Origin of the sequence: Burkholderia sp. SCN-KJ (assembly GCF_024656005.1) — a bacterium.
In the GTDB taxonomy this organism is placed as follows: Bacteria; Pseudomonadota; Gammaproteobacteria; order Burkholderiales; family Burkholderiaceae; genus Burkholderia.
Genome location: NZ_JANKOG010000043.1, coordinates 1 through 12,278 on the forward strand (window position 1 = coordinate 1; position 12,278 = coordinate 12,278).

The window sequence follows — 12,278 nt, forward strand, 5'->3', positions numbered from 1 at the left end:
ACCAAATCAGAAAAGTTAACAGGCCAGGAATTTAATTTCGCAACAGCTTCTAAGCCGTGGAGAATATGAGACTCCCCGTACCAAGCGTTCAGGTCCGCAATTTCAAGCGCTTTTTCCATATGTCTTTCCCCATGGTGAACTAGACACGCCGCTGCTGGGCGTCACAGAACACCTTCAAGCGTTCCGTCAGCCGTACCCATATAGGCTTCCATGACTTCAGGTATCGCGGATACCTCCGCATATGTTCCTTCGGCCAAGATCGACCCGCGTTGCAATACAGAAATGCGATCGCAGATACCGGCCACCACGCCCATGTTGTGCTCCACCATCAAGATCGTGCGCCGCGACGCAACACGCTTGATGAGCTCCGTGACACGAGAAACGTCTTCGTGTCCCATCCCCTGTGTCGGCTCGTCGAGCAGCATCAACTCGGGCTCCATACCAAGTGTGGTCGCAATCTCCAGTGCGCGCTTTCTGCCGTAGGGAAGATCGACGGTCGTGGTATCCGCAAAACAAGCAAGATCGACCTGGGTCAACAGATCCATTGCCCTGTCATTTAGTCGCGACAATGTGCGCTCCCCTTTCCAGAAATGAAAGGAGGTGCCGAGCGATCGCTGAAGTGCAATACGCACATTCTCGAGAACGGTGAGGTGTGGGAATACGGCTGAAATCTGAAACGACCTGATGATGCCTTGCCGCGCAATCTGCGCCGGCCGTTCCGCAGTGACATCGCGTTGGTTGAAAAGAATCGCCCCAGCCGTAGGAGCCATGAACTTCGTCAAGAGATTGAAGCAGGTTGTTTTGCCAGCGCCATTTGGGCCGATCAACGCGTGAATATGGCCACGCTGAACACGCAAATTGACATCGGACACTGCAGTAAACCCTCCGAATTCCTTCGTCAGGCCGCGCGTCTCCAGGATGACGTCAGTCATCGTCACCTCAAACCGGTAGTGAAACGCATCAAGCGAAAACGTAGCGACCGCATCGATGCGTCAACATGAGTAATTTGACCGAGAGCGCATGCTCAGCTCGCAGCCAATCTCCTTGTAACTTCAAAACGCCGCGATGCGAACGCTGCTCAGTCAGTGATCGAATCCAAGCTCAATCATCGGTCGCATCGACTACGTCCTTTCGCCTTACGTGCGTCCATTCTTGAGCAGAGGACACTTACTCTGTTCGACCGGAATCGTGACCGTGCTGGCTGGCAAGACTTTCTTGATCTTGTAGTAATCCCACGGATACTTTGACTCGCTTGGCGTCTTGACCTGGGCCAGATACATGTCGTGCACCATGCGCCCATCCTCGCGAATCTTGCCATTCTTCGCAAAGAAGTCGTTGATCGGCATTTCCCGCATCTTTGCCATTACGTCTTTGGCATTGTCCGTGCCGGCCACCTCAATGGCTTTGAGGTAATGCATGACTGACGAGTAGTCCCCAGCCTGCACCATGTTGGGCATTTTCTTCATCTTGGCGAAATACCGCTTCGACCACTGACGCGTTTCATCATTCAGGTCCCAGTAGAACGGCGTCGTCAGCAAAAGACCCTGTGCGACATTTAGGCCCATGCCGTGGACGTCAGTGATAGTCGTTGCAAGACCGACGACACTCTGTTTTCCTCCACGTGTGACACCGAACTCCTGCGCCGATTTCATCGCGTTGACTGTGTCAACACCGGCGTTCGCCAGTCCGATCACCTTCGCGTTCGACGATTGCGCCTGCATCATGAACGATGAAAAATCCGATGCGCCGAGTGGATGCTTGGCCGCACCCAGAACCTTGCCTCCGTTCGCTGCTACCGTCGCGGTCAGCCGATCGAGCATCAGCGTGCCGAACGCATAATCAGCGGCGAGAATGAACCATGTGTTTCCACCTTGATCCAGGACAGCCTTGCCAGTGCCATTCGCAAACGCATAGGAATCGGCAACGTAGTGCACAGTGTTAGGAGAGCATTCCTCATTCGTTATCTTCTCCGTCATCGCGCCAGCCACAATGGCTATCCGATTCTTGTCCTTGGCCAATTTGCTGACGGCGATGGCGACAGACGAGTTGGTGAGGTCAACAATGGCATCCACTTTCTGCATGTCGAACCATTCGCGCGCTTTTGTGAGTGCCACGTCGGTCTTGTTGAGATGGTCTGCCATCACCACCTCAATCGGCTTTCCGAGAACTTTGCCGCCGAAATCTTCTACGGCCATCTTGACTGCTGTCACTGCACCCGGACCCGCAAATTCGGAATAATTTCCCGAAAGGTCCGTCAGAACGCCGATCTTTACAACATCGTCCGAGATTTTCGGTGGCTGCGCCAGCGCTAAAGCGCAGGCGAAACCCAAAGCCAGTGCAATGGCGGATTTTCTGAAATGGATGTGCATCGCTGTCTCCTGTGTTTATTTTGTATCTTCGACGCTTCTTCGCGGCTCTATTTTTTGAACAAGCCCACGACCGCTGAAATATCCTTGCTGCCGCCACCTTGATGACTTAATACCTGGAAGAACTGCTTGGATAATGCGGTCATGGGCAGCGGTTGCCGGGAATTGTGGGCGGAATCCAGTGCAAGGCTGAGATCCTTGATCATCAAGTCGCAAGCAAAGCCGCCGGAAAAGCCATTGGATGCCGGGGCATCTGCAACGACGCCGGGATAAGGGTTGTAGACCTCGGACACCCAGCACCGGCCTGACGACGTGTTGATGATCTGCGCAAGCACATCGGGAGCGAGCCCGAGGCTAACACCGAGGCACATCGACTCGGACACGGCAATTGTCGATACTCCGAGCAGGAGATTGTTGCAGAGCTTGGCGGCTTGTCCGCTGCCAGCGGGACCGCAACGAACAATATTCTTGCCCATAGCGGAAAGAATTGGTCTGGCTGACTCGAAACCGAGGTCCGATCCGCCCACCATGAACGTCAGCGTGGCCGCCTTGGCCCCTGGCACACCGCCTGATACTGGTGCATCGACAACAGTCTTACCGCTTGCGGCCCCCATCGCTTCGATCTCTGCGGCCGTCTGTGGATCACTGGTGCTACAGTCGATCACAAATGCTCCCTGCCTTGCATGCGCAAGCACACCATCAGGACCACATATCACGGCGCGCACAACAGCTGGAGTCGGCAACATCGTAACCACTACATCGACGGATGCAGCCAGCTCTGCCACGGACCGAGCTGGCAACGCGCCGCGGTCAACAGCTTGGGCGATGGCGCTGGACGACGTGTCGAAAGCACGCACCGTGTGGCCAGCTGCCAGCAAATTGCCCAACATTGGAAGCCCCATGTGCCCCAAGCCAATAAACCCGATATCCATCACGTCTCCAATTTTCTTTAGTTAACCTGAATGCGCTCGATAAATTTCAAGGATGCAACAGGATCTTGCCGAAGTGCTCGTCGCGCGCCATTGCATCCTGTGCCTCCAACGCCTCAGCCAGTGGGTACGTCGTCTGAATGATCGGGAGGACTGCGCCGGATTCGAATAGCGGATAGACATCTCGTCTAAACTGCGTAAAGAGTTCAGACTTCTGCTGGACGGTTCTTGTGCGAAACGAAACACCAACCAACGACACTCTCTTGCGGGCCAACGTGTCAAGATCAATTTCGCCGGTCGCGCCGCCGACCCAGCCAACATTCACGATGTAGCCGCCCAATGCGACAGAGGCCAGATTGTCCGAGATGGCGGGACCGCCGACCATGTCGACTACGACGTCGACACCCTGTCCATTCGTCAGGGCCGCAACTTCAGATACAACATCGTCGATGCCGTTCACGAGAAACCGGTCGAGCCCGAGTCCGATCAGATTGTCCGCATTGCGGGTCGGACGGCCGGTACCAATGATCTGCTTCGCGCCGAGGGCTTTTGCGATTTGCAGGGTCGCGATGCCAACAGCCGATGCAACGCCTTGAATCAGGACACTTTTGTCCGCGCCGAAGTGACCGTTCGTCACCAATGCATTGTGGGCTGTCGGATAAACAGTGGCGACTGCTGCCGCCTGATCGTACGAAAATGACGTAGGAATCGGCGTGGCAAATCGGTAGTCGATAGTCGCAAGTTCGGCATAGGCTCCGGTCGTCATGCCCATCACCCTGTCGCCAACTTTGAATCCGCCGACTTCGCTACCGACGGCGACGACATCGCCCGCCATTTCGAGACCCGCAATCATCGGTTTGCCGGCGGCCGGGCCGCCATGCGCCGTCGAACGCTGAAGGTCGATCCGATTGATCCCAGCGGCCTTGACCGCGACTAGCAATTCATTCGGCTGGACCTGCGGGTCCGGCACAGTCTGATACTCCAATGTCGGGCGCGTTTGCCCTTCCTGACTAACAATCACAATTGCCTTCATTGATGTTCCTTTGATGCTGTACGTCAATTTCGGTACCTGAAGCCGGGAACGCCGGGCCGGCGCGCGGCGTGTAGCAGATAGGAGCGACAGATTGGGGAGACGACGTCAGGCGCTCGGATTGAATGCCAATGAAACCGGAAGTGCTCCGTCGTCGGGTTCCGGCCAGCGCTGAGATACAGTCTTGAATTTTGTATAGAAACGCGCCGCATCAGGACCGTACAGGTGGCCTTCTCCAAATTTCGAACGACGCAGGCCACCGAAGTTGAAGAAGGCGGACGGCAGCGGCACCGGCACGTTCACGCCGATCATGCCGGACTCGATTTCCATCATGAAGCGATGCGCCGACTTCCCGTCGCGCGTGAAGATCACCGATCCGTTGCCATACTCGTGCTGATTTGTAATGTCGATCGCCTCGTCGAACGTCGCAGGCCGCATGATGCCTCGCACCGGTCCGAACACTTCATCCCGATACAGATGCATGTCGGTCGTGATCCGATCAAATAGCGTCGGTCCGAGATAGTAACCATTCGGATGGCCTGGTACCGCAAAGCCACGCCCATCGATCACCAGCTCGCCGCCCTCTTCGAGACAACGGCCGATCGCGTGCTCGACCGACACCTTCGACTCCCGGGAAACAACCGCACCGAAATCAGCGCCCGGATCGTCATAAGCGCCAACTTTCAGCGCGCGAATTTTCGGAATCACGATCTCGCGCAAGCGCTCAGCTGTTTCTGCACCAACTGGCAGAAGCAACGACACGGCCATGCAACGTTGACTTGACGACCCGAATCCCGCGGACACGAAAGCGCTGGCGGCGGCTTCAAGGTCTGCGTCCGGCATGACGACCATGTGATTCTTACCGCCGGTGAATGCGGCCACGCGCTTGTTATGATTCGTCCCTTTCTGGTAGACGTACTCTCCGACTGCAGTCGATCCGACAAAGCTGATTCCGGCAATGCCGGGATGTTCGAGAATCGCATCAACTACTTCCTTGTCGCCCTGTACGACATTGAAGATCCCATCGGGCAAGCCGGCTTCCTTCCAGATCCGAGCAAATTCGAGTGCCGCACTCGGAACCTTTTCGGAGGGTTTCCAGACAATGCTGTTACCGACGGCGACAGCCATGGTCATCATGACCGCGGGCACCATGATGGGAAAGTTGAACGGGGTGATACAGCCGACCACACCGATTGGTCGCCGCATAGAAAACACTTCGATTTCACCGCCGACGTTGTTGGTGTATTCGCCCTTGGTCACGTGCGGTGCATTGCACGCGAATTCGATGCCTTCAATGGCGCGCCCCAGCTCCCCTTTTGCGTCCAGAATCGTTTTGCCGTGCTCGCGCCCGATTGCCTCGGCCAGCACATCCATGTTGGCGATCATCAGATCGCGCAATTTGAAGATGACTGCCTGACGTGCGGCATGCGAGGCGCGCCCCCAGCGGCGGCCGGCTTCCGCGGCGATCGCAACCGCATGATCGACGGTTGAACGCGTGCCGTACTCACAGCGGGCAATCTCCTCGCCCGTCGAAGGATTGTGGACGGCGCCCGATCGGGCCGACGGTTCCGAATAGGGCTTGCCTGCGATGAAATGCTCGATGTAACTGCTCACGATGGATTGCCTCCTGGTAGGAATCTTGTGTCATTGCGCGCGAATGTCCGGCGGGAACTCGGCGCTGATTTCGATGTGTTACCAAGCATGGTATTTCACCGTTTCTGCATTTGAAATAAGATAAAATGGAACTAAGCTATGCAAATTTGCATAGCAGAGCGCTGAGGATGAGATGAATCATTTCGATTGGGATAACCTGCGAATCTTCTTGGCGGCGGCTCGGTCTCAGTCGGCCCTGGAGGCATCACACACGTTGAAAATGAGTCAGTCGACAATCTCCAGACGGATACAGCGACTGGAGCGTGACACAGGCTCGAAGCTATTCGACCGCAGTTCTCAAGGGCTTCGCCTGACAAGTGCTGGCCATCGGTTACTCGAGCATGTCGAGAAGCTTGAAAGTACGATCACGGCGGTGGAATCGAGCATGCTCAGCGACACCGTCGCATTGACCGGCGAAATCCGGCTGGGCGCGACAGAGGGTTTCGGCACGTTTTTCCTCACCCCGCACCTGACGCACTTTTGCACGAGGCACCCCGCCATCACTGTCGACATCTTGCCGCTGCCTCGCACGCTGAATCTATCAAAGCGCGAAGCCGACGCATCGGTTGCAATCGACCGCCCGAGCGCCAACAGCTTTGTGACATGCAAGCTGTCCGAGTACCGCATGTTGCCGTACGCAACGCCTGAGTATCTCGACAAGCATCCGTCTATCAGAAAAATCAATGATCTGGTCGATCACCGTTGGATCGACTATGTCGACGACCTCATCTTCTCGCCGCAGCAGTTCTCGTTGCCAAAATGGCTCCCGGCACTTAAGCCGTGCCTGAGAAGCACGAGTGTCATCGCCCAGGCACAAGCCGTAAAAGCCGGCCTAGGAATCGGGGTGCTGCCGTGTTTTCTTGGGAGCGTGATCGGCAACATCATTCCAGTGCTACCCGATGCTGTGAACATCACCCGCACTTTCTGGTTGGTGGCGCCACCGGAGCGACGCGAACTAGCCCGCGTCAGGGCATTGTGGGACTACATTCGGGAAGTTGCGGAAGCCAATGAAGATTTCCTGATGGGGAGGACGACGCAGAGCGTATCCGTTGAGTGACGAGACTCGGGAGCCGTGTTCCACTGATCGGAAACAGCGTATCCGGTGTATACGCCTTCAACCTCAATATTGGCAGGTAGCCCGACTACTCCCAAGCGCACAATTCCCAATGCCCATGGGATTTAGCCAGTTGTTGTGACCGAGTACGATGTAAGCGGGCTTTGAGAACGGCACGTCATCGATATCGCGTTCACGACATCGCGCATCGATATCCAGGACCAAGGTCGAGCCGCTCGGCTCGACTCATGATTTGCCGGGACCTAACGTCCCCAATGCGGCACGCTCATGGCGAAGTGCACGTATAGTTCTCCGCCAGCGTCGCAGCCTTTGCGCCATTGGCCGGCCCGATATAGCGCGGGTACTGCGGATACTGGCACAAGGGTCGCGTGAACGCCACGCTGCCGTCCGTATTCAACTTTGATGCAACGAGGTTCCCTGGTGCCGTGCCCTTCGTCACCCACTGATCCAAGGCGGCCACCAGGTTTGTCGAGTCCGCACCCGGCCCCCCCGAGCAATGGTTAACGCCTGGAGCCTGGTAATAGCGAGCGAATGAGCTGACGGCTGATGCCCCCATCGTGTGTTGCAGTTTCTGGTAATACGCCGTTGTCGCACGGTGACTCAACGCCATGTCCGCAGTGCCGTGCCACAGGAGCAGCTTCCCGCCACGGCTGACGAACGGGCTCACGTCGGCATTCGTCGCGCTATTGAGCGCGGCCATCGTGAATAGTGCCGCCGGGTTCGAATTCCAGTCGTACGTCAGGGAATTCGCGTTCGCGTCATGGATCAGATACGACTTCACCGTCGCGTCCTGAAGCAGGAACTGGAGCGAACCGCTCCCGTTGCCCGTGGGGCCGGCAAACCACTGCGACCATCCGTCCGGATCGTCTTCGTTGCCTGTCAGCGCCCAGCCTGGATAGGTGTACGTACCGTTCGCGAAACTCGATGCACTCGTCCAGGTGTTCGCTGCGGCAATCTGCGCGTCGGATAGGCATGAATCGCCGGCGTCGGTGCCGCTTGGGCAGCGAAGGACAGAAGGGTCGAAATTGCATGCGGATTGATTGGATACCACCCCGTCCACGATCCCGTCTGCCGCATCACATTTGTCTCGAATCGCTTTCGCCAATAGGGAAATCTTTCCTGTCGTGAATGCTGCCCCAGGTGCCGCGGCCGCCTTCGAATTGCGATTGAACGCGCCCATGAATGCCGGCCAATCGTATGCCGGTGCGCGGACGACCACACCGTCGAAGAGATCGGGATTTCGCTGTATAGCCATCAATCCCTCACGCCCACCATTGGAACACCCTTCGTAGTAAGACTGGTCTGGCGCTTTGCCATAGATTAGATGCAGCATCTCTTTCGCAGCAGCCGCAGCCGTCGGAACGGAACCTGACCCGAACAGGAATGCCAAAAATGGATCTGTAGCGAACGAGGCATCCGTTACAGAGGAACCGATGTGGCCACCGTTGCTTTGAACGATCACGTATCCCGCTTTCAAGACTTCCGGCCCGCTCCACAGGAAATTCTGGATCGAACCATCGTAACCGCCACCGCCTTCATACAGCAGTTTCCCGTTCCAGTTGTCGGGCAGTTGCACCTGCATCGCGAGTTGCGGCGAGATCAGCGCCGATACCTTGCAGTAAGCCGGATTAGTACCTGTCGCCGCCACCATCGATGCATCGGTTACCGACGCACCGCCAGCGGACTTTCCCTTAACCGCGTCGCAAGCCTGTTGCGCTGTCAGCGATACCGGCGACGCACGCGCGTCGTCACTTCCCCCGCAACCCAATACTCCCACCAATGCAATGGCGGCCAGCATGATTGCCGCCATCGGACTTCCTGGCTTCGTTCCCACCTTCATCTTCTCCTGATTGGAATGGAGTCGCGTCACGGTCGAGGACGCCAGGGCATGCTGCCTGCGTCGGGCATACGCAATTGTCTCGCAAGTGACATTCAGACGCGCTGTATGCCATTTTCGCGAAAAGCACCTGACAGTGACTGGGCCGATGCGTCGCACGCCGCGTTGTCGTCCGACGAGCGTTGCGCGTCACTGCGGCCCGACCAGCTCATGCGGCCGCGATCGAAACAAGCACCGCGCCTGTCGCGCGCACGCATGATTGCCCGGCCGCATTCATGATGGATCCGTCGAGGTCGAGCAAACGCCCGTTACGGTGGGGCCGAATGGCCGAAACTTCCCATGCGAGATTGATCCGCTCGTCCGGAAAGACCGGCAGCAACAATTCGAACTGGAAGCGCACACCGACCACCTCTCCTTTTCGGGCGAAGTGCGACGCCGCGAGTCCCATCAGCAATGCGACGGTATAGGTCCCACTGACAATGGGTCGCCCAAAGCGTGTAGCGGCCGCGTAGGCCCCGTCGTGGTGTACGGGGTTGTCGTCTCCGCACGCAAGCGCAAAGGCTCGAGCCTCACTGTCGCGACAAACATGGTTGCGTGAAAACCGGTACCCGATTTCAATCGCCGAGGTGTCGAGTCTCATCTGCGCGGATCGAAGTCAAACATTGGTTTCAAACACGTCCGCCGCGAGCCCGGTGGACGAAGCCGCAGTCCTCGATGAAACCCATGGCGGCGACGCACGCCATGGTGGACTACACGCCCGACAAAGCCGTAATCGCTTCCCGGCTTCCAACCAGCTCCCGAAGCCGGAATTTCTGGATCTTTCCCGTGCCGGTCTTGGGCAGTACCCCGTAGACGACGCGCACCGGGCATTTGTAATGGGCAAGCCGTTCTCGGCAAAAGCGAATGATCTCAGCTTCGTCAGGAGCCGCGGCGCCAGGCTTCAACTCGATGAAGGCGCATGGCGATTCACCCCATTTCGCATCGGGCTGAGCGACTACAGCCGCGATAAAAACCGCGGGATGCCGATGCAGCACATCTTCGACCTCGACCGAGGAAATGTTCTCTCCACCCGAGATGATGACGTCTTTCGAGCGGTCGGTGATCTGGATATAGCCATCCGGATGCACCACGGCGACGTCGCCCGTATGAAACCAGCCGTCGCTGAACGCAGCGGCAGTAGCCGCCTCGTTCTTGAGGTAACCCTTCATCACGACATTGCCGCGAATCAGCAGTTCGCCTTGCGTCGTGCCGTCCCAAGGCACGGCCTCACCGCTACCCTCATCCACGACCCGCAGCCCTTCCAGGCCGGCCGCGCGACTTCCCTGCCTCGCCATGAGACGCGCCTTGTCCTCCGACGACAGTGCGTTCCAGGCCGGCTCGACGAAGCAACTCACGGGCGTACCCGACGCTTCGGTGATGCCGTAGACGTGCTCCACTTCGAAGCCCATCTCCGACACTGCCTTAAGTACGGCAGCCGGTGGCGGTGAACCGGCCGTTCGCACACGAACCGTATGCGGCAGCGGCAAGCGCTCCGATTCGGGCGAACTGGCCAACGATGCGAGCACGATGGGCGCCGCGCAGAAGTGGTCGACATGGTGCTGCCGAACGGCCTCGAAGATGTTCGAGGCAGTCACCTTTCGCAGGCAAACATGCGTGCCCGCCGCCGCCGTGACCGCCCATGCGAAACACCACCCGTTCGCATGAAACAACGGAAGTGTCCAGAGGTAGACGGGGCGGCGCGGCATGCCCCAATCAGTCAGTTGAAGCATGCTCATCAGATAGGTGCCGCGGTGGCTCGGGACCACACCCTTGGGGTCGGAAGTCGTTCCCGATGTGTAGTTCAGCGCGATTGCATCCCACTCGTCCGACGGCCAGACGCCGGGAAATTCCGGATCGCCTTCGGCCAGGAACGCCTCGTATTCGATTTCCCCGATCGGGTCTCCCGACGTCGCCTCGATATCGGCAATATCAATGATCAGTGGCTTGTTCTCGAGCTGTTCAAGCGCGCTTGCCGCCAACGAAGAAAACTCGCGGTCCACCAGCAGGATCTTGCATTCGCCATGACGCAAGATGAACCGAACGCCGTCTGCATCGAGCCGGCAGTTGATCGCGTTTAGAACAGCCCCGGACAGCGGGACGCCGTGATGCGCCTCGATCATTGCCGGCGTGTTCGGCGCGAGGATGGATACCGTGTCCCCACGCTGGACACCGCGCCTGACCAGTGCGCTGGCAAGACGGCGGCATCGCGCCCTCGTCTCTCGCCACGATTGCGTCGACTCTCCATGAATGATGGCAATGTGATCGGGATACTGGTCCGCGCATCGGTCAAGAAAGTGAAGCGGTGTGAGCGGCACGTGATTCGCCTGCGTGCGCTCCAGCCCCTTTTCATAGATGTTTTCGCTCATTTCCACGTCTCCTCATCGGTTTATGAATGCGCGTCCCGCAGTGCATTCCGTCCTTGATCTGCTACAGCAGTCTAGAGAGGGTTCGGCGCTCGAAATGTCGTGCCCGAGACATTTTCGCCCGCCTCGCTCATTTCAGCATCGCGATACACCGATTGTCTTGTGCAAGACATTGGTGTCGGGCGTAGATGGCTACTCTCGTCGTGAGGACGTGCAATTCGCACGATTGGATAGCGAGGTCGTAGATGGAACGAGTAGCAGCACCCCCGGAGGAACTCTCATCGATCAGGTCGGCGGTCGAATGGGCAATTGCGACGCGACGCAGCGTTAGAGCCTATCTTCCGACGCCAGTGCCCGACGCGACCATCACGGCAATTCTTGACGTGGCCCGCTACGCCGCGACCGGCGTGAACATTCAACCGTGGAAAGTCCACGTCGTCACCGGCGCGGCTCGAGATCGCGTATGCAACGCGATCGCGAAAGTCGACGCAGATCCGTCGCTGGCGGACATGCACGCCGACGAGTGGAACTACTACCCGAACGAGTGGGTGTCTCCATACATCGACAGACGGCGCGCGCTTGGATGGAAGCTATATGGGTTGCTCGGCATCCGGAAGGACGACAAACCGAGGATGCGCGAACAGCACGGGCGCAACTACCAATTCTTCGATGCACCCGTCGGGTTGTTCTTCACCATCGACCGCGTGATGCAGCAGGGCAGCCTGCTCGACTACGGCATGTTCCTGCAGAACATCATGATCGTCGCGCGCACCTACGGCATCAGCACGTGCCCGCAGGCCGCTTTCATGAAGTATCACAAGATCATCGAGGAGGAACTGGCCCTCGGGTCCGACGAAATGTTCCTGATCGGAATGAGCATGGGCTACGCGGACGAAAGCCGTATTGAAAACACCTTGGTATCCGACAGGGCACCGTCTTCCTCTTTCACCGTCCACCACACCACCTGAGCCCGCCGGCAGAGCAGT

Annotated in this window: 10 protein-coding genes; 2 read left to right on the forward strand and 8 right to left on the reverse strand. The window is 57.9% G+C overall.

The features are described 5' to 3' along the window. Nucleotides 1-161 precede the first annotated feature (161 nt). From NQV17_RS35615 to NQV17_RS35635, 5 genes are all read right to left on the reverse strand, one after another. Nucleotides 162-932, reverse strand: coding sequence for an ABC transporter ATP-binding protein (locus NQV17_RS35615; RefSeq protein ID WP_374692798.1), 771 nt, complete (start codon nt 930-932; stop codon nt 162-164). Nucleotides 933-1,136: 204 nt separating this feature from the next. Beyond that, the gene (locus tag NQV17_RS35620) at nt 1,137-2,369 is read right to left on the reverse strand and encodes an ABC transporter substrate-binding protein (protein ID WP_257775840.1); all 1,233 of its coding nucleotides are present in this window, start codon (nt 2,367-2,369) and stop codon (nt 1,137-1,139) included. A gap of 47 nt (nt 2,370-2,416) precedes the next feature. Then, a complete protein-coding gene (gene mmsB, locus NQV17_RS35625) occupies nt 2,417-3,298 on the reverse strand; it encodes a 3-hydroxyisobutyrate dehydrogenase (RefSeq protein ID WP_257775841.1) in 882 nt (293 codons plus the stop codon). Between the two features lie 46 nt (nt 3,299-3,344). Beyond that, complete coding sequence (locus NQV17_RS35630; protein ID WP_257775842.1) at nt 3,345-4,328, reverse strand: zinc-binding dehydrogenase; 984 nt, start codon at nt 4,326-4,328, stop codon at nt 3,345-3,347. Between the two features lie 105 nt (nt 4,329-4,433). Continuing rightward, a complete protein-coding gene (locus NQV17_RS35635) occupies nt 4,434-5,939 on the reverse strand; it encodes a CoA-acylating methylmalonate-semialdehyde dehydrogenase (protein ID WP_257775843.1) in 1,506 nt (501 codons plus the stop codon). A gap of 172 nt (nt 5,940-6,111) precedes the next feature. On the opposite strand from NQV17_RS35635, the gene NQV17_RS35640 reads away from it, so the two are divergent. Beyond that, nucleotides 6,112-7,035 carry a LysR family transcriptional regulator gene (locus NQV17_RS35640; protein ID WP_257775844.1) on the forward strand — a complete coding sequence of 308 codons (924 nt, stop codon included), beginning with the start codon at nt 6,112-6,114 and terminating at the stop codon, nt 7,033-7,035. A 283-nt stretch (nt 7,036-7,318) separates the two neighbouring features. On the opposite strand, the gene NQV17_RS35645 is transcribed toward NQV17_RS35640, so the two are convergent. The 3 genes from NQV17_RS35645 to NQV17_RS35655 all read right to left on the reverse strand — a co-directional run bounded on the left by NQV17_RS35645 (nt 7,319) and on the right by NQV17_RS35655 (nt 11,295). Continuing rightward, entirely contained in the window at nt 7,319-8,923 is a 1,605-nt protein-coding gene (locus NQV17_RS35645; protein WP_257775845.1) for a tannase/feruloyl esterase family alpha/beta hydrolase, read from the reverse strand. 175 nt (nt 8,924-9,098) lie between these two features. After that, nucleotides 9,099-9,530 (reverse strand): MaoC/PaaZ C-terminal domain-containing protein, encoded by a 432-nt coding sequence (locus NQV17_RS35650; RefSeq protein ID WP_257775846.1) that lies wholly within the window; start codon nt 9,528-9,530, stop codon nt 9,099-9,101. Between the two features lie 109 nt (nt 9,531-9,639). Further along, nucleotides 9,640-11,295, reverse strand: a complete 1,656-nt coding sequence (locus NQV17_RS35655; protein ID WP_257775847.1) for an AMP-binding protein — start codon at nt 11,293-11,295, stop codon at nt 9,640-9,642. A gap of 242 nt (nt 11,296-11,537) precedes the next feature. Here NQV17_RS35655 and NQV17_RS35660 point away from each other — a divergent pair, with 242 nt between their 5' ends. Beyond that, a complete protein-coding gene (locus NQV17_RS35660) occupies nt 11,538-12,260 on the forward strand; it encodes a nitroreductase (RefSeq protein WP_257775848.1) in 723 nt (240 codons plus the stop codon). The last annotated feature ends 18 nt before the right edge of the window (nt 12,261-12,278 follow it).

Bases quoted from the DNA above. Each gene is read 5' to 3' on its own strand.
- NQV17_RS35615 (WP_374692798.1), bottom strand. From the start codon at position 932: ATGACTGACGTCATCCTGGAGACGCGCGGCCTGACGAAGGAATTCGGA.
- NQV17_RS35620 (WP_257775840.1), bottom strand. From the start codon at position 2,369: ATGCACATCCATTTCAGAAAATCCGCCATTGCACTGGCTTTGGGTTTC.
- mmsB (WP_257775841.1), bottom strand. From the start codon at position 3,298: ATGGATATCGGGTTTATTGGCTTGGGGCACATGGGGCTTCCAATGTTG.
- NQV17_RS35630 (WP_257775842.1), bottom strand. From the start codon at position 4,328: ATGAAGGCAATTGTGATTGTTAGTCAGGAAGGGCAAACGCGCCCGACA.
- NQV17_RS35640 (WP_257775844.1), top strand. From the start codon at position 6,112: ATGAATCATTTCGATTGGGATAACCTGCGAATCTTCTTGGCGGCGGCT.
- NQV17_RS35650 (WP_257775846.1), bottom strand. From the start codon at position 9,530: ATGAGACTCGACACCTCGGCGATTGAAATCGGGTACCGGTTTTCACGC.
- NQV17_RS35655 (WP_257775847.1), bottom strand. From the start codon at position 11,295: ATGAGCGAAAACATCTATGAAAAGGGGCTGGAGCGCACGCAGGCGAAT.
- NQV17_RS35660 (WP_257775848.1), top strand. From the start codon at position 11,538: ATGGAACGAGTAGCAGCACCCCCGGAGGAACTCTCATCGATCAGGTCG.